Source organism: Chryseobacterium sp. BGARF1 (assembly GCF_001677955.1).
Taxonomy (GTDB): Bacteria; Bacteroidota; Bacteroidia; order Flavobacteriales; family Weeksellaceae; genus Chryseobacterium.
Map to the genome: position 1 here is coordinate 1 of NZ_LELA01000114.1, position 23,027 is coordinate 23,027.

Here is a 23,027-nt window from a genome sequence, read left to right on the forward strand (position 1 = left end):
GTTACGAAAAAACACTCGAATTGACGATGGAGATGTACCATCAAAATTGATTTATTTTCGTCACTTCGAGTAGATTTTTGAAAAAAATTGTATCGAGAAGTTTTTGATGGAAACAGGTTTTGTGCTTCCGTTCACTGATTCTCGATACATCCCGATCTCATCGGGACATTCGAATTGAAGAATCTATAACCAAAATTTGTCAAAACGTACCATAATGATTGAGTACAATATCAATTTTAAAACAAAAAAATAACCGGAAAATATTTTCCGGTTATTTTTTTATAATGATTGTGTTTTATTTTACGTCAGCTTTCTTTCCAGCGAATTTGTTGAGTTTCATGGTTAAAGAAAACATGACATAACGTTTTAGAATTAAATCTTCTCTGTCTTCAAAGTATGTGTTGGTAATGGTACGTCTTACACTTTGGTTTTGATTAAGAACATCATAGACTTTCACTTTTGCGGTCAACTGTTTGTTGAAAAATGAATATCCCAAACTTGTATTCCAGAAGTAGAAATCTCTTTTGAAGCCGGGAGCAATGTTTGAAGTGGTATTGTATTCAAAATCATTTCCAAAGACAAGTTTAGTTTTAAAAATATAATTGGTCAATTCCATTTTAAGGATCTGATTGCTTGTTTTCACATTTCCAACACTATAATTGCTGTATTCTGAGAAATTATAGCCTAATGAATAAGATGGTTTGATGGTGAATTTTTCTTTCAATTCATACGTCAGATTAAAACCAGGGTTGATGCTGTATGTTTCACTGGTAAACTGCTGTGTGTTGATAAAACCTCTGTTGTAGCCATAATTCATATTAAATCTAGGATTTAAAATAAGTTTATTCTGCTTCCATTTGAATGTTTTAGAAAAGCCACCACCAAGGTTTACATATTTGTTTCCACTTATATTGACGTAGGTAGAAAACTGTTTCCCGGAGTCGTCATAGTAAGAATAGTTGCTCACATCATTATTATAGTAGTTGAAACTTAGGCTCATATAATAGTTCATGTTTTTCAAGATATTATAATTGCTGTAGTAAATATAAGATGAGTTTTGCCACCTGTTTTTCAAATCGGGATTTCCTTTGTAAGTGATCAAAGGATTCATATTATCAGTAAACGGAGTGAGCTGTTCTGCAGTAGGGATTGAAAAATCTGCGCTATTGTAAATACTCAGACTTTTATTGTCTGAAAACTGATATTGAAGATTTAAACTATAGCCAGGTAAAGTAAAGTTGTTTTGAAAATCGTATCGCTGACTGTTGAAAAACGAATTCACATTCATATCTGTAATATCCAAGTTTGCCGATGCCCAAAAATTGATTTTCTTTTTATTGAGTTCATAAGATATTTCAGGCCTGAATTGGTTATTTTTTTGGTTCATCGTATTCGATAAAGCAGTATTATAGTCAGAATATTGCCCGTTACTCAAATCAAAATCATTGACGTCTCTTAAATTTCTGGTTAATTTATTTTCGTAAGTTAGGCTCACAGCTATATTTGATGAATCAGATAAGGGCTCAGAATAGGCTGTTGTAAAACGGTATCTGTTGGTTTGATTTTTTGTCTTGGAAACTTGATTTCTTATATCATTTGGATCTGCGGTTTGGTAGAAAATAGTTTGGGAATTATTGGTGTTTTCCCTTTTAGATTCTGAGATTGTAGTGTTGATATTGGCTGACCAAACACGGCCTTTCTTTTTAAATTTCCTTGAGAAATAAAGGTTAGGCGAGAAATTATTGTTCTCCGTTTTAGAACTTGTAAAAGATTCACTTTCATTCAGAAGTAAATCATTTTTTAGAGTAGATGATTTTGAATTGCTGAAATTAAAACCTTCTGTTCGTGAAAAGTTGGGTGAAAAATAAATGTTGGTAAGAGAGTCTATTTTTATTCTTGCTGAAGCAGCAAAACTATACTGTTGGCTATCATTTTCTCCGTTGCTTTCTGTGTTGGTTTTTAAAGTAAATTCCGGCAATAAAGTGGTTCTGGAAACTCTTGATCTTGTTTCGAGATCATTATCAATGTGCATCAGACTTAAAGATTCCAGGTCTGTTTTTTTGTCGAATTTATCACTGTAATTAAATCCTACGGTCGTACTGCGTTGAATTCCTTTGGTATTGTTCCCACCTTGTGTGTAATAGGTATTTCCGCCGTCACTAATTACAGATCCGCCCTGCATAAGCCATGAATTTCTTCCGTGTCCCATGCTGTCGAAGACCTCATCATTAGAAAAACCCTGAGAATTGATATTATTAGAAGATGCCAAAAGACTGATCTTTGAATCTTTTTTAAAATAACTTAAAAGTAAGCTGCCTTCATAGCGCTCATCAGAACCGTAACCAGCGGTTAAACGCGATAGTAAACCTTTGTTTTTCTTTTCGTCTATAGTAAAATTAATGGTGGTATTCTTCGATTTCGGAGCCTTACCACTCAATTCCTCTTCTTTGGTTTTTGTAGTGGTAAACTGAATATTTTTAATGATATCTGCCGGAAGATTTTGTAATGCTATTTTCCCGTCTTTGTCAAAAAACGGTTTTCCGTTAATCATGATCTGGTCGACTTCTTTCCCGTTAACGGTAATTTTTCCATCGTTGCTTACTTCAACACCTGGAATCTGTTTTAAAAGTTCTTCAATTTTACTGTCAGGTCTTACTTTTATCGCAGAAGCATTAAACTCAATTGTATCTTTTTTAATTTTAACAGGCGAAGCTGAAATGGTTACTTCTTCAATATTTTGAACAGAGTTTTTCTCCAGTTCAATTTCTCCAAGCGAAACCGATTGTTTAATAACATCAAAACTTTTTGAGTACGTTATATATTTTTCAGCATCAATTTTTAGAATAGTTGATTCTGAGAGCTCATTGGTTTTTAGAGAGAATTTTCCTTCACTGTTGGTTGGTGTATAGTTAACAATGGAGGAATCTTTTTGTTTCAATAAATAAACGGTGACATTTTCAATTGGTTTTTTTTCAAAGTTTAAAACTTTTCCTTCTATGCTTAATTTTTGTGCATTTAATAATAAACTGCTGACTGCAAAGAGCAGTAACCAAAATTTTTTCTCCATGTATTGATATTTCAGCCGCAAAAATAAATAAAAAAACATCCCAAATTTGGGATGTTTATAGTTAAAGTGAGTTAATTCTTAAAATTAAGCTTTCAAATATCTTGAATAAGCATAACCTTCCTGTCCATCGGCAGTTTTTACTTTCCACCAATCGTCTGAAGTTTGCTCCACTAAAGTTACAGAAGCTCCTTTAGCCGCTTTTCCTACAACAGCTGCTTCAGTAGAAGGCTCTTGTCTGATGTTCAGATTAGATTCTTCAGTAGCAACCGTAAGATTTGCACCTGCAGCAAGACCTGCAACCTGCACGTCGATATTAATATCTGAAGCAGAGTACGTAGAGTCAATTGCTCCTAAAGCATTCCAAACTGCATCTTTTGCAGCGGTGTTTGATGCATTTCCGGAAACATAAAGAATTCCGTCTTGCTCCTGAACTTGTAAATTTGAAACTCCTGCAGACTGAGCCGCAGAAACTACACTTGAATATTTATCTTGTAATGTGCTCATCTCTAATTATTTTACCACTAAGTTATTGTTATATTTTCCAACTTTTAAAGCATCTACAGATTCTTTAATTTTTCTAGCCTGAGCTGAAGATACATTTCCTGTAAGCGTTAATTCGTTGTTTAAAACTTCTACTTTTACAGAAGGGAAATCTTTCACCGCATCTTTTACTTTTTGCTGAACCATTGGGTCTACTGCTGAAGCAGTTTCTACAGGCGGTGGTGGAGGTGGCGCAACTTCTACAGTTGCCATATCATGCACATCTTTTACACCTTTTATTTCTTTTAGAGATTTTATAGCAGCGTCTTTTTCAGCCTGAGTGGCAAAGGTTCCGCCAAGATGGGCAACTCCTTCTTTTACTTCAATAGTTGCAGTGGGACTTGCCGCTACAACAGTTGTTGCCTGAGTCTGAAGCTCAGCGTCAGAAACTTTCTTTTTACACGAAATAGCTCCAAATGATACTGCCAAAGCTAAGGCAGACATAGTGATTGTTTTTTTCATAATTAAGATAATTTAATGTTTTCGTTAGACTCAAATGTAATAATAAAATCTATACCAATTATCTAAAAAAATTATAATTATCAAAAATATTTTGTTTTAAGTTTTTCATAATCTGATGTTTAATTTTAAGAATAATGAAATTAATAAGCTTATAAACAAACTTTTATCCTAAAATATAAAACTATTATATTTGTGCAATTGATAATAGATATGAAAGGACAAAACAAACTTTTTTTTGCCATCATTATTGCACTTGTTTTGGGTGTAGCAATTGGAGGCTTAGTTCATTTACAGTATCCTGAAAGCGCAGAACCGTTTTCGAAAAATATAAAACTCCTCGGAACAATTTTCATCAGACTGGTTCAGATGATCATCGCGCCTTTGGTTTTCACAACTTTGGTGGTAGGAATTGCCAAGATGAGTGACATTAAAATGATTGGCAGAGTAGGGTCAAAAGCGATGCTTTGGTTTATTTCAGCATCTCTTGTGTCTCTTTTTATAGGTTTAATTTTGGTGAACTGGCTTGAACCGGGACACGTAACTAAACTTCCTATACAAGATGTGGCTTCTGCAGATGAACTTTTAAAATCGAGCAAAGGTTTTTCTATGGAAGATTTTGTGAAGCACGTTGTTCCTAAAAGTATTTTTGAAGCTTTTGCAACCAATGAAGTGCTTCAAATTGTGGTTTTCTCAATCATGTTTGGGGTGGCTTTGGCTAATTTGGGAGACGAATATGCGCAGCCTGTCATCAAATTGTTTGATGTGGTAGCTCATGCCATTCTTAAAATGGTAGGATATATTATGTGGTTTGCTCCGCTTGGTGTATTGGGAGCAATTGCAGCGGTTGTAGCAACGAATGGTTTTGAAATCTTTAAAGTGTACGCCATCTATTTGCGAGACTTTTTCTTTGCTATTGCAGTGCTATGGCTTGTTTTATTGATCGTAGGATATTTGATCTTAGGAAACCGTTTATTTGAATTGTTAAGGAGAATTAAAGCACCTTTACTGATTGCTTTTTCTACGACAAGTTCAGAGGCTGTTTTCCCTAAATTGGTAGAAGAGCTGGAACGATTTGGCTGTAACAATAGAGTAGTATCGTTTATTTTACCATTAGGATATTCATTTAATTTGGATGGAAGTATGATGTACATGACTTTTGCATCTATTTTCATTGCTCAGATCTACGGAATAGAAATGACTATCGGGCAACAAGTTACCATGCTTTTGGTATTGATGTTAACTTCAAAAGGAATTGCGGGTGTTCCGAGAGCATCTTTGGTAATTATCGTGGCAACCTGCTCGATGTTTGGAATTCCACCGGAAGGAATTGCTTTAATTCTTCCTATTGATCACTTCTGCGATATGGCTAGAAGTACAACCAATGTTTTGGGGAACGCTTTAGCAACTTCTGCCGTTTCGAAATGGGAAGGGCAGCTCGAAAATCATGGTGGAGATATGTAGGATGTTAATTTAGATAAAATAAAAAAATGGTCAATAGTGAATTTTAATCTTCATTATTGACCATTTTTTTATTTGAAGCTTTTTCCCTCTTTCCATTATATCTTTTTGGTTACGGGTTCCGCTTCGCTCCACCCGCAACCAAAAAGGATGTCATTCCAATCGGGGCTAGGGTTGCAGTTATTATTTTCAGTATAGAAATAACCACAAAGTTTGTCATTCTGAAAGAATCCAGGTACGAATCTTTTTATTTTTTCTAATACGATGATTAAGATTTCTCCGAAATAATAAATATTGTATTCCTTTGCTGAGTGGAACGCCTTTGCGAACGAAAAATAATTTCAAACATTTTAAAAAAATCTTTGCGAACTTTGCGTTTAAAATAGATTCAAAAAAAACAGATCAAATGAATTTACAAAATCATAAAAATCTTATTCAGGAAAACGGATTCACAATAATCAATAACATTTTTTCAGAGGAAGAAATTGAAAAGATAAGCGACGTCATTCAAAATATTGATACTTCAAAAGAAACATTCAGAAAATCGGAAGACCTTTTTGCAATCAGACAATTTTTAAAAGAAATTCCTGATGTAAAAGAGTTTATTTTTAATGATAATATAAAAGAAATCATCAAAGAAATTTTCGGGGACAAGTATTTTGCTGTAAAAAGCATTTACTTCGATAAGCCTGAAAAATCAAACTGGTATGTTGCCTATCATCAGGATTTAACCATTTCTGTTGATAAAAAGGTTCAACTGGAAAATTTCGGACCATGGACGACAAAGCAAAATCAGTTTGCGGTACAGCCACCATTAGATATTCTAGAAAATATTTTTACCATCAGAATTCATCTTGATGATACCGATGAAAATAACGGCGCTTTAAAAGTAGTTCCTAAATCTCATTCAAAAGGAATTTACAGACCCGAAACCATTGATTGGAATGTAGAAACCGAAAATATCTGCAGCGTAGAAAAAGGAGGAATCATGATTATGAAACCGTTGCTTCTTCATGGTTCCAACAGAACAACAAACGGAAAGAAAAGAAGAGTCATTCATATAGAATTTTCAGATAAAGAATTGCCGAAAGTGTTGAACTGGTCGGAGAAAATTTTGTTAAAGTAAATTCTTACTGTCTGTTTTTAAGAAATTACTTTTTCAATAATTGTATTAAAATATCATAATGACTTATCATAAATTAGCAAATCATTGAGTACAACTTTAAATGAAAATATAATGAGTATAATAACAGATTATCAAATCACTTTTGGAGTAAGGGAAATTCATAATACAAATTTTAAATTTATCTCTTCGAAAAGCTCATCTTTAAATGCTATTCTTTTTGAATTTAGAAGTATAACCAGTTGCGATGATTTATTAAGAGCAATTGATTTTAAACTTTATAATTCTCTACCATCAGAAGATTTTTTCATTCCTACACAAGGATTACAAATGATAAAAATTGGTTATTTTGAGACTAAATTTTATCATGATGAAAATAAATATGATGCAAATCCAAATATTCCGCCAAGTGATACAATACCTACCACAGATTTTATGGAAATTGTAAAGCTTTGGAGAAATTTTGTAAATGATAAAAGCTAAAATAAAAACGACTGCCATTTTCGACAGTCGTTTTAGTAAATCTAAAAGATTAATTTATTTCACAGAAATTTCATCCACAAAAATATAAGCATCACCACCTGCACCTTGATGCCATTCAGGAAGCTTGCCGAAGTGATACGCTTTTACTTTTACATATCTTGCTTCAGTTGGAAGAACCGTTGTTCTGAAATCTTTTACCTGAACATTGGTATCTTTAGGGTCGATATTATTTTCTAAAGTCTTCAGAAGAATGAATGTTTTTCCGTCCATTGAAGCGTAATATTCTACTTTTTTAGGCATTAAAATCCATGCTCTGCTGTCTTGTAAATACGTTGAAGAGATTTCATTGATCTGCTGTGGAGATTTAAAATCAATAATTGCTTCCACAGTTTGCCCTTGGTAACCTTGCCATTCACCTTTTCTCCAGTTGACATCTCCGTTGATTCCGTCAATAATTGCCAATTTTCCACCGGCTGTATATTGTGGATTTACGGTTGCATTAATCGCTACATCCCAATGATTAGGTCTTCTGTTGAAGTTGGCTGTGGTAATTCCGCTTTTCTCACCATTTCTTTCAGCATACGTGGAAACCTGTGTTGTTTTGTTGATGGTGAACGGTTCTTTATACACTTTAAAAGTTTTTCTTACATTTTTATCATCATCATCCAAAGTTATGTAATACACTTTATCTTTCTCATTCAACGGAGTGATTTTTACCTGAGTGGTAAACTCAAAAAGACGGTCTGCACTGATAACAGGCGAAGCAGTCTGCTCTGCATATTTTAGGTCTTTAATAGGCTTTACGTTTTCAAAACCTAGTTTTTTAAGCTCACTTTTCGGAGTGTTTTTAGTGATAATTCTTGTCGTTCCGTCTTCTAAATGTAATTTTACCTCATCAAAATAAGGCGTTACCGTTTCCCATTCAGCTTTCCCTGGAGTTACTGAATAAATTCCCATTGAGCTTAAAATAAACCATGCGCTCATTTGTCCGCAATCTTCATTTCCAATCAATCCATCTGGAGTATTTTTGTAGAAATTATCAAGAATAAATTTGATTTTTTCTTCTGTTTTCTGAGGCTTATCAACGAAATTATAAAGATAAGCGATGTGATGACTCGGCTCGTTTCCTTGTGCATACTGCCCAATCAATCCGGTAATATCTACCTGTTCTCTACCTGTTGTTTTATCGGAAGCTGAGAAAATAGCGTCGATAAACTGTTCAAATTTTTCTTTTCCGCCATGAGCCTGAATCAATCCCGGAATATCCTGCGGAACGAAGTAGGAATAATGCCAAGAATTTCCTTCCGTGTAATTATTGTTGACTTCACTTGGGTCAAAAGGCTCATACCAGTTCCCGTTTTTTCTTGCCTGCATAAAACCGTTCTTTGGATTATAAAGATTTTTCCAGTTCTGAGAACGTTTCATGAAGTATTCGTAATCTTCTTTTTTGTTTAAAATTTTCGCCATTTGAGCGATACACCAATCGTCATAAGCATATTCCAAAGTTTTAGAAACACTTTCATGCTCATCATCAATGCTGATGTAATTTTTCTGTTTGTAAGCATTCAAGCCAAAAATATCCTGCATCGCCGAATTTTTTGAAGCCTCAAAAGCTTTTTCATAATCAAAACCAGTGATTCCTTTTGCCATTGCATCAGCAATTACAGAAACTCCGTGATATCCAATCATACATTCTGTTTCGTTGGAAGCCAGTTCCCAAACCGGAATTCTTCCTCCCTGTTCACGCTGTTTGATGAAAGTATTCACAAAATCTGCGGTTCTTTTTCTGTCGATCAAGGTCATCAAAGGATGCGCTCCTCTGAAAGTATCCCAAAGTGAGAAAACAGAATAATATCCGAAATCATTTGCTGTGTAAAACTTGTTATCTCTTCCACGGTATTTTCCGTCAACATCCATATTGATATTCGGTTGCGTGAAAACGTGATACATTGCAGTGTAGAAAATTGCGAGTTTGTTTTTATCGCTAGATTTAACTTCAATTTTAGAGAGTTCTTTATTCCAGTCTGCAACTGCCTGGTTTTGAATTTCACTAAAATCATTAGACTTACCTTCAGCTAACATGTTTTTTCCAGCACCTTCATAACCAGTTGGAGAAATCGCCACTTTGATACTAATTTTCTCCCCTTTTTTTACTGCTGAGGTAAATGCTAAAGCTAATTTAGTTCCCGAAAAAGTATTGTTTTCGTTTTTACCGTTAAAGCTTTTGCTTGAAACTTTCATCGGTTTTGAAAACTCAATTCTCGCATAAATATATTGATTGGTTGCCCAAGCTTCACTTCTTCTGAAAACCTCAATCGTTTTGCTGTCGATAATTCTTACTTCACCTTCCAGCAGTTTATCTCTGTGGTTTAAGTCTAAAATAATATTGGCGTTTCCTGCTTTATTGAATTTATATTCGTGATAACCGACTCTTGCGGTAGTAGTCAAACGAACATCGATGTTATTTTTATCTAATTTAACAGAATAAAATCCAGCTGTTGCTTTTTCGTTTTTATGAGAGAATTTTGAGGAATATTCTTTTGGAGTTAAACCCGGTTTTCCCATTGTTGGCATCAACATAATGTCTCCGTAATCTGAAACTCCGGTTCCGTTCAAATGGGTATGAGAAAATCCGTAGATGACAGAATCTGAATAATGATAACCGCTGCAGCCATCCCAACTTCCGTCAATTCTTGTGTCCGGAGAAAGTTGTACCATTCCAAAAGGCACAATTGCACCGGGAAAAGTATGTCCGTGACCGCCCGTTCCAATAAAAGGATTTACATATTGCGAATAATTTTGTGAAAACGAATTATGAGCAATTAATCCTAAAAGAACGAATAATATTTTTTTCATGGTTTAAAATTAAAATCGCCCCTAAAATACATAAAAATTAGGTTTGCAAAAGAATTTATCTATCATACTCTTTGTTGATTCTAAATAGCTAAAATTTCCGTAAATTTGTGCTCAATTTATATTTTTATGTTGACTAAAGAAAAGATTCAGGATTTCCTTAAAGAAATTGAAGTTGATGACTTGGTGTCTAATTTTCAAGTAATGGGGAATGACGTTTATATAGATATGACAGCGCATTCGCCGGCAATGCACGAAAAGAAAAAGCTTGAGGCAGCAATGAAACAGGCGTTTGCAAGTGAATTTGGTGAAGAAATTAATTTAAAACTTAAAATAGTTTCTCCTGAACCAAGTGAGGTTCAGCTAAGCCAGATCAAAGGAAAACAAATTCCTGGAATTCAAAATATTATTGCCATCGCATCTGGAAAAGGAGGTGTTGGTAAGTCTACCGTTGCTGCAAATGTTGCGGTAACGTTAGCAAAAATGGGCTTTAAAGTAGGTTTATTAGATGCCGATATTTACGGACCATCTGTTCCTACCATGTTTGATACAGAAGGTCAAAAACCAGTTTCTGTAGACGTAAATGGGAAAAGTTTAATGAAACCGATTGAAAATTACGGTGTGAAAATGCTTTCCATCGGATATTTTTCAGGAGCAAATCAGGCGGTAGTTTGGAGAGGTCCAATGGCTTCAAAAGCTTTGAACCAAATGATCAGAGATGCAGCTTGGGGAGAATTAGATTTCTTATTAATCGACCTTCCTCCAGGGACGGGTGATATTCACTTGTCGATTATTCAGGAAGTTCCGGTAACAGGAGCGGTAATTGTAAGTACACCTCAACATGTTGCTTTAGCGGATGTTAGAAAAGGAATTGCGATGTTTAATATGGAAAGTATTAACATTCCTGTTCTTGGGTTAATAGAAAATATGGCCTATTTTACTCCGGAAGAGTTACCTGACAATAAATATTATATCTTTGGAAACCAAGGAGCACAATATTTAGCGGAAGATTTAAATATTCCTGTTTTAGGAGAAATTCCTTTAATTCAGAGCATCAGAGAAGCAGGTGATGTAGGAAGACCGGCTGCTTTGCAGGAAGGTTCTAAAATTGCTGAAATTTATACTGAGACTGCCAAAAAAATGGTAGAAAGTTTATTAGAAAGAAACAAGTTTCTTCCTCCGACTGAAGCAGTGAAAATTTCTACAATGGCAGGTTGCTCACCCAAAAAATAATTAAAATAATTTCAAATACATTTTTGAAACCAAACCCGAATATGGAGATAAATACAACACACGAAGACACTGTAACCCGAGTAATGGAAGCTCTGGAAAGCATTCGTCCGTTTTTGAATAAAGACGGCGGTGATATTGAGCTTTTGGACGTAAAAGACAATACTGTTTTTGTAAAGCTTTTAGGAAACTGTTCATCTTGCTCTCTTAATTTCTCAACATTGAAATTAGGCGTAGAAAACAGCATCAAACAACATGCTCCTGAAATTGAAAAGGTAGTAAATGTAGAGTAAAAAATACGACAATATATTTTTTGAAGGCAGATCTTGAAGGTCTGCCTTTTTTTGTGGGTTTTTTCTTTGTGTTAAACGAAAATTGATTTAATATTAGAGAATTATTATTCAAATCTTAAAAAATAAATGGAAATTCCCGATAAACCATCAAACAATATTATTGATCTCATTGAGATGTCATACAACAATGATTTTGGAATAGATTTAAAGAAAATTCATCGTTCGAAGAAACCTCAATATGCGAACGAAAAAAGACTTCTTAAGGAGATAAATGAAAATAATAGAATTATATTCCAAGATGGAATTAGTAAAGAATTTAAATTAATAAATTATAATGGGTTAAATTATTTAGTCGGCGATAAAACAGCGTATCCTTGTTCAGATATTATCAGAATTGGGAATGGAATGAATTGGGTTATTTGTTTTGCATTACCAAATAAGCAAAAGATTTATGGAGAAACAGATATAAGAAAATCAGGAATTATTCTTCATTACTTTTCCGAAATTATCACAAAATTTAAAACTGAGGAAGAATTTAAAAAATTTATGCAGGCAGTTGAATTTTCATTTTCAGAAAATGAATGGTTTAATAAAAATAACTTCATTTTAAATCATTATCGTAATGTGAAATTTTGGAGTAAAAAAGAAAAGATAGATAATATTTTAGCTGAAGGTCTTGTTTCACCAAGAAAATATTTGACATATGTTCTTTTTAAAAAAGAGAATTTAAAAACCGAAAAGATTATTCACTCACTTTTACGAAGCTTGTCATTTGGTACGAAAGCAGTGATTAGTAATGACGAATTTCTAACATTTTTGAATCAACTAAACTTAGACGAAATTGAAGAGTTTTTTTGTTTAGATTATTTGCGTAGTCATGCAAGAGTTGATAAAATCTCTTACACTTTGTTAGGCGATATGTTAGTCATTAATTCCGGTTTTACTAGACAATATATAGATTGGGACAAGAAAATATATAGTTCTGATGAGGTTAAAAAGATTTTTTATTCTCGACTGAAGAATAATTATAGGAGTTTAGAAAATCATATTCGGCAAGAAAAAGGATTTAAAGAAGTTGGGAGTTATGTTATGGAAAAACATTTGCTTCAACTAGTCAGGAAAGAGTTTCCAAATTATACCATCATTAATCAATATTCTCCTAAATGGCTGGAAGGACAAAGGTTTGATATTTTTATTAAAGAATTAAATGTAGCAATTGAATATAATGGTATTCAACATTTTAAGTCAATAGATTTTTTTGGTGGGGATGAAGGTTTGGCTAAAACACAATTTTTGGATAATCACAAGCGAGAAAAATCATTAAAAAATGGAGTGAAAATATTTAATATCGATTACAATCAAGATTTTAATGATAGTTTTTCAAAATTAATTAATTTACTTAAAGGATTTTAAAATAAAACCTTGTCAAGGTTAATCAGTAGGCGGATGATAACCTTGACAAGGTTGGTTTAAGTCAAAGATTTTTTCCAACAAAAAGCCCCGGAAAAAATCCGGAGCTTCAAAAGTAAATTATTAAGTAAAAAAAAATTATTTCACGATGAATCTCTTCACTTCACCTTCTGAAGTTTTAATTAAATAAACTCCGGTGTTTAGGTTTGAAGTGTCGATGGTAAGTGCAGATTTTTCTTTTCCAAGAAGTTTTCCGCTCATATCGTACAGCTCATAACCTTGAGCTCTGTTGAAATACAATGTATTTCCTTTGTTCACAGGATTCGGGAAGATGTTGAAACTTGCTTTTTCAGTTTTCACTTCACCAGTAGCTAACGTTGCAGATGGTGTCACTTCATACATTGATAAAGTGCCGCTGATTTCGTTGGCAACGATAACATAACCTTTTCCGTTATTCATATTTGCGGGTGGAATGTAGGTAATTCCTTCAGGGCCGTTGTCTCCGCCAAATGCAGAGGTTGATCTCGAATGTTTGTAATCTACAAATGTTACGTTATTCGGATCTGTCACGTTGTAGACCATTACACCTCCTGTTCTTTCTAGAGTGATGAATGCAAAAGTTTGAGTTCCTATAGTTCCTAAAGTTACCCCTTCAGGCTCAGGACCTTTTGCTCGGCTTCGGGTTTTTGCTCCGTTGGCTTCGTTATCAGCATTGAAGATCAAAGGGTGATTGGCTGCAATAAATCTTTCAAACTGATCTCCACTGTCGTAAACAATTTGTTTGGTATCTGCATTGAAAATAGAGAATGATCTCGCTCCCAAAGCATGAATTTCTTCAAAATCTGCGTCTCCGTCTGTATTTCCGTTTACATTCGTCACTCTGAATCTTCCTAAATTATGTGAAGCTTTTAAAACAGAAGCATTCGGGAAAATGGTTGGGTCTAAACTATAACCGTTGGCTCCAACGGTTGTTCTCTCACTGAATCCACCCAAATCTTTTTCGTCACCTTCGTTGGCTGTTACTAAATAATTGGTGTTTCCAACTTTGAAAGATGCCATAGCATCAGGATTGTAATACGTTTTTACAGGCCAGTTGGCAATAAGAATTTCGCCGTTGTTGTCTGAAGCATCAAAACCATTTCCAGGAAGGCTCATGTCTTTTTTACCTAATCCCCAAATATTTCCTAACGTATTGTTGCTGAGATTAACTTCGATAATTCCGTTGTTTTCCTGACAAGAAACCCATGCTTTCTGGCTATCTGGACTGATGGCTATGTATTCAGGTTCAAGATCCTGCGCCAAAGTGCTTGTCGATTTTACTTTTCTTCCACCTGAACTGATAAATGCAGCTTCCTGGCTGTTGTAACCTGTTAAACTAAGTGTGGTAACATTCGATTGAGTTAAATTATTAATTCCACCTGAAATATCAATAATACTGATTGAACCTTCAGGATCTACCGTATAAGCATCGTTTGGCTCACCTTCATTTGCGGTCATTACTTTTGTTCCGTCTGGAGTAAATGTGATCATATCCGGTAAAACTCCTACGGTAACTTGTTTTAAGAAATTTCCATTGATGTCGAAGAAAACTACCGATCCGTTTTGTTGTGCGTTTGTTCCGTTTGGAGAAGCTACAGCAACAAGTCCGTTTTTTACGGCGATGCTTGTAATTCCGCCATAAGGAGCCATATTTACAGTATTAATTACTGACGGAGCTAATGGATTAGCGAAATTAATAATATCAAAAACATCCGTTAAAGAACTGATGGTAAATAATTTCTGAGTTGCAGGATCATGAACTACAATTTCTGTTGAACTGTTATTGTTTCCTGAAGGATCAAAACTTCCTATATAATTTAATGAAATTTGGTTAGTAGGAACGGGAGCCGCCTTATCATTATCGATAATATAAACGGTAGAAGTAGTGTCTCCGGTAATTGTTGTTCCTACAGGATTTTCTAAACCTAAAACAAAATATTCTGCCTGTTGCTCTGCTAAAGTATCATCGATGATTGGGATATTTACCGTAACACTTGTTGTAGATGGTGTGATGTTGATGGTCTGGCTGGTAAAAGTAAAATCACTGCTGTTTGCGGTATTGAAAGAAGCCGGCTTTGCAGCCAAATTTACGGTTGCATTGGAAGGATTGGTGACATTTATTTTAAATGCTAAAGTTCCAGCATTTTCGTTGATCTTAATTAAAGTTTTATCTAAAGAAATGCTTGTTCCTGCCGTTGTGAAAATACTTGATGTTGCCATTGTCACCGCATTATCACTTGTATCTTCTACCATATTTGGTTTTAAAGCTAAATAATAAGCCTGATTCGGAACTAAACCTCCTGTAGGAATTACAGTAATTACATTATTGGCGAAAGTTGTTGTAAACGGAACAACATTTCCTGTCGCATTTCCTAAACGTAATTCAACTAAATTTTGTGCATTGGCAGCAGTAATTGTAGAATTATCGATTAATCTTACGTTTTCATTAAATGTAATCGTAGGATTTACTGTTGTAGAAGCATTATTGACATTGTTTGCAGGTAAATAAGCAACCGTTGGTGGAGTAGTATCTGTTCCGCCAACTGATATAGCATCAACAGTGAAATTATCAAACCTGTTGTTTCCAACTGCGCCTCCTGTTCCCTGAGTAAATACAACTTTAAGTTTAAAATTTGGGTTGTTTGAAACTCCTGTCACATTCGAAAAATCAAAAGTAATCAACTGCGGGTTTGCATCTTGCGGAGACACAGTTTGATATGTTGTATAAGTGGTGCCGTCTAAAGAATAAGACCAAGTCTGAGTTCCTGCTCCGGAACCCGATCTTCTTGTTGTGAACTTTACAATAACATTATTATATCCTGTAGTAGGCAAATTGAATTGCACATTTCCGTTGATAGGATAATTGTATCTCAAATGCGTTCCGGAAGCATCTCCATTTCGTGCATTAAAATTATCAATATTGAAGTTTTGTGATGTTCCACCAGCAAAATCAATGAACGTATCATTGCTTCCGGTTCCTGTAGAAGTTGCGGTAATCGAACCGTTCAGGAGTGTAGAAGTTGGGGTGGTAATGGCGGCAACAGATGCGTTGTTATTAAAGTTCCAGTAGTGGATCAATGTGCTTTGTCCGGAAACTGCACCATGAAATAAAGCGGCAATAGGAAGTAAGCCTCTCAAAAGGTATTTGTTTTTCATTTTTACTAATTTTAGATTATTGCAAAAATGAAGATTGTACGTTGTGAGGGTTTTAAGCGAATTTTAAGATTTGATTAATAATTTGTTATTATTGCGGGTGTTCTTTAATAAATTGTTAATTATTTATGTTTGATTAAAATAAGTAATATGATTTTATTTTGGGATTTTTTTTTGCGTAATTATTCTATGTCAGGTAGAAGCCCTGTTGTATGGCCACTTCTTTTCCCTGACTCTTCAATAGATTTCATTTTCTTTTTTTCTATGAATTTTCCTGTCCATGGATTGAAAACATAAACATCAAATTTATATACTATAGCCTTTCTGTCTCCAGATTTTTCATAGTGGATTTTATCAACTAGATTTGTAATATAATATCTAAAATATCCATTAGTTTTCTGATTTTCCCAAATTAAATACTCTTGAACTTTACTATTGTTGTTATTTTTTAGTCCCTTTGTATTTGCAATTGCGATTGCATTTTCTTTTGAAATTCTGAATATTCTATTTTTTTCTTCAATTTTTTCAAAACCAGCGTAATTATAATAATGTTCTTGCGGAACAAGCCTTCCATTTTTATCAATTTCGATACGTAAATAGATTGGCTTATCAGTTTTTTTTAATCTTACACTGTAATCAAAAATATATGAATTAGGCTTCGCAGCGAGAGGCTCATCCCAAGAACCAACATATTTACCATCTTGATATGCATAGCAATAAAACTCAAAAACTACATGATTATTCATGAACTTTTCACCATAACTTTCAAGAATCAATTGATCAGCTTTTTTTTTCGTATGGACTAATAAATTATGATATGGATAAAGATTTGAATTAATAATACACGTATTATTATCATAATCTCTTGTATACATCAAATCACCATTTTCATTATATTCTTGCCAAAGTCCTAACCGTTGATGTTGTTTTGTAGTCCAGCCTTCACTGTTTAATTTTAGTGTATCATTTATGAATGTAACTCTGCTCCAAATAGAATCTTTATACTTATATATTTCATTGAAAACTTTATATTTTGAATTCTTGACTATTTCAATGTAGCTACTATCAGTTTCTATTCTTTTCCTTTCAAATTGAGAATAAATAAAAATATTAATAAGTATAAAATAAATTATTGAAATTTTCTTGAAATACATAATTCGTTATATAAAATCATCCAAAAAGTCTTAGTTTTTGAAATTAATAGATTTAAAAAAAAGCTTAAAGTTGATTACTCTGTTTCTCTCCCGAAACCCTCTCATAAATATTATGGATCAAACCATCCGCTACGGAAATTTTCGGTACAAAGATTCTGCTGATCTCAGACCAAGTCATTATATTGTTGTAAATTCTTAAAGCATGACCCAAAACATCTGCACGATCTTGTCTTAAATTATATTTGCTCATCCTTTCATCTACAGTAAGTGCATTGATCTCTTTGTAGACTTTTTTCAGATAACTTGCAGACATGGGCTTTCCGTCTTTGGTTTTGCTCATCGAAAAGACTTTGTTGATGTTTCCTCCCGAACCAATTGCAACAATAGGTTTCTTGCTGTTGATATTTTTTCGAATCTCTTCCTTCATTTCCTTCCAGTTGTCTTCGCTTACCAGATCATTAAGTAATCTGATGGTTCCAATGTTGAAAGATCTTTCGTAGATCATTTTCCCGTTTTCATAAAATGTAAGTTCGGTAGAACCACCACCAACATCCACATAAAGATAGGCGAAATCTTTGTCGAGACCTTCTGCAACGTGATTTTCATAGACCAAAGTTGCTTCTTCGTCCCCGGAAATAATTTCGATGGTAATATCGGAGTGATTTTTTACTTTTTCAATAATTTCTTTACCATTTTCAGCATCACGCATGGCGCTCGTAGCACAAGCTCTGTAGTGTTCTACTTTGTAAATTTTCATCAAATCACTGAAAATCTTCATAGAATCTAAGACCATTTTTTCTCTTTCGGCACCAATCTTTCTAAGAGTAAAAACATCCATTCCTAATCGCAAAGGTATTCGGAGAAGGTTTAGTTTAATAAACTCAGGCCTTCCGTTTTGAATTTTTACCTCATTGATTAAAAGTCGGGCTGCATTACTTCCTATGTCTATCGCTGCAATGATCATTTTGATTGTATTTTATTGATTTACAGTTGTTTGATTTGTGGTTTGGTGCTTTTAAAAGCCAAATTTACGGAAATATTATTTTTATAATGATAAAATTCTTTTGTTGAGGCTACTTTACAGAAGTTTTTGCTTTCAGATATTTATAGGTTTCAATCTGCGAACGACATTCTTTTTCACCATTGCTGATGTATTCGTTGCTCAGTTTTTTATCTAAAATTCTCGCTTTTACATTATCTTTAAGCTGAATATCAAGAATATCTTTAAGCTCTTTTTTAAGATTTTTATCAGAAATTTTTGCTGCTGCTTCTATTCTGTAATCTAAGTTTCTATTCATCCAGTCGGCGGAAGAAATGTAGATGTCTTCGGAACCTTTATTGTAAAAATACATTACTCTTGCATGTTCCAGATATTCATCAACAATACTTATGGCTTTAATTTTCTGTTTAAATTCTTTCTGGTTAATCGCACAATAAATTCCTCTTACAATCATTTTGATTACCACTCCGGCTTCTGCAGCTTCGTACATCTTGATAATTAAAGCGCGGTCGCTTACAGAATTTGCTTTGATGATCATTTCTGCCTTTCTTCCGGCTTTGGCTTCTTCAATTTCTTTATCGATGTGATGTACTATTTTTTCACGCATAAACTGTGGACAAACCATCAGCTTTTTACAAGTCTTTAAAACCGATAAATAATCTTCTTTCGGTTTTTTCAGTACGGTAAAAACTTTATTGATATCTGCCATAATGCCTCTGTCAGAAGTCATTATCAAATGATCGCCATAGATCTTGGCAGTTTTTTCATTAAAATTTCCAGTACTTACAAAGCCATATTGAAGTGTTTTGTTGTGAACCCGTTTTTTGATAATACACAGTTTAGCATGCACTTTTTTGTCCGGAATGCCTATTAAAACAGTGATTCCTTCAGGTTCAAACATTTCTTTCCACATTAAGTTTGATTCTTCATCAAATCTTGCCTGAAGTTCGAGCATTACGGTGACTTCTTTACCATTTCTGGCAGCATAAATCAGCGCATTGCTTATTTTTGAATTGCTCGCCAAACGATAAGCGGTAATTTGAATAGACTTCACATCAGGATCCATTGCTGCTTCACGCAACAAATCAATTACTGGTGTGTAAGTATGATAGGGGAAACTCAGTAAAACATCTTGTTTCAAAATTACATCAGTCACTCTTTCACCATGTTCAAAAGCCTGATGCGTAAATGAAGTTCGCTCGACGGGTTTTTTATAATATTCAAAAACGTCCGGGAAGTCCATGAAATGTTTGAAATTATGAATTTTTCCACCTGGAATAATGCTGTCTTTTTTGCTTAAATTTAATTTTCGAATGAGCAATTCGAGCATTGCTTTATCCATATCTTTATCAAAAACAAAACGGGTAGGTTTCCCTTTCCTACGGTTTTTAAGACCTTTTTCTATTTTTTCTGCAAAGTTGGTTTTGATATCATTATCGATATCCATCTCTGCATCTTTTGTTACTTTAAAAGCATGAGCCGAAAATTCATCGTATCCGAAATAAGAAAATATATGCGGCAGATTGAAGGTAATAACATCCTCAAGCAGCATGACATTTTTTTCTTCAGGATCTTCAGTAGGTAACAAAACAAATCGACCTACAAAACGTGAAGGGATTTCTATAATTGCGTAATTGCTATGGTAATTCCAGTCTTTTTTTCGCATGGCAACACCGAGATACAAACTTTTGTCTCTCATGTATGGCATTGGTGTATTTTCATGAAGAAGAATCGGGATAACATTCGATTCTACTACTTCATCAAAATATTGTCGTACAAATTCTTTCTGTTTGGCATTAAGATTTTTTGAAGTTTTAATGAAAACTTTCTGCTCTGCCATCTCAAGCTGAATTTTTTTCCAGGTTTTGTCGAAATCTGCCTGTTGAGTCATAACAATCTCATTAATTCTCTGAAGAATTTTCGATGGTGGTTGATAAAATGATTCGGCAATTACTTTTTCTTTAAAATCCATCGCACGTTTCAGACCGGCAACACGCACTCTGAAAAACTCATCAAGATTATTTGAAAAAATCCCAAGAAAACGAATTCTAAGATGAAGCGGCACGTTTTCGTCCATTGCTTCTTGTAAAACTCTTTCGTTAAATGCTAACCAGGTAACATCTCTGGGATTAAAATGTAATGACATATTTGTGTGTAAAATTTATCAAAAATACTAATAAAACTGTTCTTTTACAGGATTCTAAAGTTAATTCTTAATTAAATTTTTAGTTGAAGAAAAGATAGGTTAAATATAGCATCATTGATCAAAATTAAATTTAAAAACGATCATGAGTGTTGATATCATCCAATTTAAATTAATTTTTTGTCCTTCCGAAGGAATTTGGATAATGAATTTTTAGAAGATAATACAGCTCCTTTTGTGCAGTACAATTCTCAAAAAAAATAATTTTAATAAAAGTTTAGATCTTTTATTAGAATTATTCATTGCCTTTTTAATGTCTGGCATCATATCAAAGTTATTTTAAAAGACTTTCATAAAAAATGAAACAGACAAAATTGATGTGAAAGATTTTGCTGCCGGAGTTTATTATGTAAGAACTTATAATGATGAAAATTTCATCAAGTCTATGAAATTTATCAAAAAATAAGTGAAAAAATTTCCATATTTTATTAAAATAAAACTTCGATATAATCGGAGTTTTTGTTTTTTGTGTCAATTTGTCACAAAAATTCTAATGGTACAGATATTGAGAAATTGAGAGTGTAAATTAAATTTAAAAATTAGAAAAAATATAAATATTATGAGTAAAATAATCGGAATTGACTTAGGTACAACCAACTCTTGCGTTGCTGTAATGGAAGGTAAAGATGCTGTAGTTATCCCTAATGCAGAAGGTAAAAGAACAACTCCTTCTATCGTAGCGTTTACAGAAGATGGTGAAAGAAAAGTAGGTGACCCTGCAAAAAGACAGGCTGTAACTAACCCTACAAAAACGGTATATTCTATTAAAAGATTTATCGGTACACACTTTAAAGAAGATGCTAAAGAAATTTCTAGAGTACCTTATAAAGTAGTTGCTGGACCAAACGATACTGTAAAAGTAAAAATCGACGACAGAGAATATACACCACAGGAAATTTCTGCAATGACTCTTCAGAAAATGAAGAAGACTGCTGAAGATTACCTTGGACAAGAAGTAACAAGAGCGGTAATCACTGTTCCTGCTTATTTCAACGATGCTCAAAGACAAGCGACGAAAGAAGCTGGAGAAATTGCAGGTCTTAAAGTAGAAAGAATCATCAATGAGCCTACAGCAGCAGCTTTGGCTTATGGAATGGACAAAACTAACAAAGACCAAAAAATTGCAGTTTACGATTTAGGAGGTGGTACTTTTGACGTTTCTATCCTAGATTTAGGAGACGGAGTTTTCGAAGTATTGTCTACAAATGGTGATACACACTTAGGAGGTGATGACTTTGATGACGTAATCATCAACTGGATGGCAGACGAATTCAAAGCTGAAGAAGGTGTTGACTTGAAAGCTGATCCAATCGCTTTACAAAGATTGAAAGAAGCGGCTGAAAAAGCAAAAATTGAGTTGTCTTCTTCTGCTCAAACTGAAATCAACCTTCCATATATTACAGCTACAGCGACAGGTCCTAAACACTTAGTGAAGACTTTAACTAAAGCTAAATTTGAGCAGTTAGCTGCAGATTTGGTAAGAAGATCTATGGAGCCTTGTAAAAAAGCGCTTTCTGATGCAGGTCTTTCTATCAGCGATATCGACGAAGTAATTTTGGTAGGTGGTTCTACAAGAATCCCAATCATCCAGGAAGAAGTTGAGAAATTCTTCGGTAAAAAACCTTCAAAAGGTGTTAATCCGGATGAGGTTGTAGCAATTGGTGCAGCAATCCAAGGTGGAGTTTTAACTGGAGATGTAACTGACGTTCTTTTGTTAGACGTTACGCCACTTTCTTTAGGTATCGAAACAATGGGTTCTGTTTTCACTAAATTAATTGAAGCGAACACAACTATCCCAACTAAAAAATCTGAGGTATTCTCTACAGCTTCTGACAACCAGCCAGCTGTAAGCATCAGAGTAGGACAGGGGGAAAGACCAATGTTCAACGATAACAAAGAAATCGGTAGATTCGACCTTACAGATATTCCACCAGCACAAAGAGGAGTTCCTCAGATCGAAGTAACTTTCGATATCGATGCAAACGGAATCTTGAGCGTTTCTGCTAAAGATAAAGGAACTGGTAAAGAGCAGTCTATCAAAATTCAGGCTTCTTCAGGTCTTTCTGAGGAAGAAATCGAAAGAATGAAAAAAGAAGCTCAGGAAAACTCTGCAGCTGATAACAAGAGAAAAGAGGAAGTTGAAGTTTTCAACAAAGCTGACGGATTGATTTTCCAAACTGAAAAGCAATTGAAAGAATTTGGTGAGAAATTATCAGCTGACAAAAAAGCAGCTATCGAAACTGCTCATGCAGAATTGAAAACCGCTTTTGAAGCTCAAAATGTTGATGATGTAAAAGCTAAAACTGAAGCTTTAGATGCAGCTTGGATGGCAGCTTCAGAAGAAATGTATGCACAAGGACAAGGTGCTGATGCTGGAGCTCAACAAACTCAAGGTCAGGCAAACGGAGCTGAAGATGTTCAGGATGCAGACTTCGAAGAAGTCAAATAAATAGCAATCATCATCGATTAATATCGATTGAAATAAATTAGCAAATCGCTGTAAATGTAATGTTTACAGCGATTTTTTTGTTTTTGTATTTTTTCTTAATAGTTGATTTT

The 23,027-nt window shown here is 34.0% G+C and carries 16 protein-coding genes; 8 read left to right on the forward strand and 8 right to left on the reverse strand.

The window, feature by feature from the left end:
- Positions 1-295: 295 nt before the first annotated feature.
- The 3 genes from AB671_RS19615 to AB671_RS19625 all read right to left on the reverse strand — a co-directional run bounded on the left by AB671_RS19615 (position 296) and on the right by AB671_RS19625 (position 4,069).
- Positions 296-3,067 (reverse strand): TonB-dependent receptor, encoded by a 2,772-nt coding sequence (locus tag AB671_RS19615; protein ID WP_066679242.1) that lies wholly within the window; start codon positions 3,065-3,067, stop codon positions 296-298.
- 84 nt (positions 3,068-3,151) lie between these two features.
- Positions 3,152-3,571 carry an SH3 domain-containing protein gene (locus AB671_RS19620; RefSeq protein ID WP_066679244.1) on the reverse strand — a complete coding sequence of 140 codons (420 nt, stop codon included), beginning with the start codon at positions 3,569-3,571 and terminating at the stop codon, positions 3,152-3,154.
- A gap of 6 nt (positions 3,572-3,577) precedes the next feature.
- Entirely contained in the window at positions 3,578-4,069 is a 492-nt protein-coding gene (locus AB671_RS19625; protein ID WP_066679245.1) for a BON domain-containing protein, read from the reverse strand.
- A 210-nt stretch (positions 4,070-4,279) separates the two neighbouring features.
- Between AB671_RS19625 and AB671_RS19630 the strand changes: the two genes are divergently transcribed.
- From AB671_RS19630 to AB671_RS19640, 3 genes are all read left to right on the forward strand, one after another.
- On the forward strand, positions 4,280-5,530 hold the full coding sequence (locus tag AB671_RS19630; protein ID WP_066679246.1) for a dicarboxylate/amino acid:cation symporter: 1,251 nt from the start codon (positions 4,280-4,282) through the stop codon (positions 5,528-5,530).
- Positions 5,531-5,933: 403 nt separating this feature from the next.
- Complete coding sequence (locus AB671_RS19635) at positions 5,934-6,653, forward strand: phytanoyl-CoA dioxygenase family protein (protein ID WP_066679286.1); 720 nt, start codon at positions 5,934-5,936, stop codon at positions 6,651-6,653.
- Between the two features lie 84 nt (positions 6,654-6,737).
- Entirely contained in the window at positions 6,738-7,133 is a 396-nt protein-coding gene (locus tag AB671_RS19640; protein WP_157444267.1) for a hypothetical protein, read from the forward strand.
- 54 nt (positions 7,134-7,187) lie between these two features.
- Here the strand turns inward: AB671_RS19640 and AB671_RS19645 are convergent, their stop codons facing one another.
- A complete protein-coding gene (locus AB671_RS19645) occupies positions 7,188-9,989 on the reverse strand; it encodes a GH92 family glycosyl hydrolase (protein WP_066679250.1) in 2,802 nt (933 codons plus the stop codon).
- Between the two features lie 126 nt (positions 9,990-10,115).
- Between AB671_RS19645 and AB671_RS19650 the strand changes: the two genes are divergently transcribed.
- From AB671_RS19650 to AB671_RS19660, 3 genes are all read left to right on the forward strand, one after another.
- Positions 10,116-11,219: an Mrp/NBP35 family ATP-binding protein gene (locus AB671_RS19650; RefSeq protein WP_066679252.1), complete on the forward strand. Its 1,104-nt coding sequence runs from the start codon at positions 10,116-10,118 to the stop codon at positions 11,217-11,219.
- A gap of 41 nt (positions 11,220-11,260) precedes the next feature.
- Positions 11,261-11,509, forward strand: a complete 249-nt coding sequence (locus tag AB671_RS19655; protein ID WP_066679253.1) for a NifU family protein — start codon at positions 11,261-11,263, stop codon at positions 11,507-11,509.
- Between the two features lie 126 nt (positions 11,510-11,635).
- On the forward strand, positions 11,636-12,922 hold the full coding sequence (locus tag AB671_RS19660) for a hypothetical protein (protein WP_066679254.1): 1,287 nt from the start codon (positions 11,636-11,638) through the stop codon (positions 12,920-12,922).
- A gap of 135 nt (positions 12,923-13,057) precedes the next feature.
- On the opposite strand, the gene AB671_RS19665 is transcribed toward AB671_RS19660, so the two are convergent.
- The 4 genes from AB671_RS19665 to ppk1 form a co-directional block, all read right to left on the reverse strand.
- The gene (locus tag AB671_RS19665; protein WP_066679255.1) at positions 13,058-16,114 is read right to left on the reverse strand and encodes a choice-of-anchor I family protein; all 3,057 of its coding nucleotides are present in this window, start codon (positions 16,112-16,114) and stop codon (positions 13,058-13,060) included.
- Positions 16,115-16,293: 179 nt separating this feature from the next.
- Positions 16,294-17,265, reverse strand: coding sequence for a hypothetical protein (locus AB671_RS19670; RefSeq protein WP_066679256.1), 972 nt, complete (start codon positions 17,263-17,265; stop codon positions 16,294-16,296).
- 64 nt (positions 17,266-17,329) lie between these two features.
- Positions 17,330-18,229 carry an exopolyphosphatase gene (locus tag AB671_RS19675; protein WP_066679258.1) on the reverse strand — a complete coding sequence of 300 codons (900 nt, stop codon included), beginning with the start codon at positions 18,227-18,229 and terminating at the stop codon, positions 17,330-17,332.
- A gap of 109 nt (positions 18,230-18,338) precedes the next feature.
- Entirely contained in the window at positions 18,339-20,411 is a 2,073-nt protein-coding gene (gene ppk1 / locus AB671_RS19680; protein WP_066679260.1) for a polyphosphate kinase 1, read from the reverse strand.
- A 349-nt stretch (positions 20,412-20,760) separates the two neighbouring features.
- On the opposite strand from ppk1, the gene AB671_RS23090 reads away from it, so the two are divergent.
- Positions 20,761-20,874 (forward strand): T9SS type A sorting domain-containing protein, encoded by a 114-nt coding sequence (locus AB671_RS23090; RefSeq protein ID WP_157444269.1) that lies wholly within the window; start codon positions 20,761-20,763, stop codon positions 20,872-20,874.
- 153 nt (positions 20,875-21,027) lie between these two features.
- Positions 21,028-22,917: a molecular chaperone DnaK gene (dnaK, locus tag AB671_RS19685; protein ID WP_066679267.1), complete on the forward strand. Its 1,890-nt coding sequence runs from the start codon at positions 21,028-21,030 to the stop codon at positions 22,915-22,917.
- Positions 22,918-23,027: the final 110 nt, after the last annotated feature.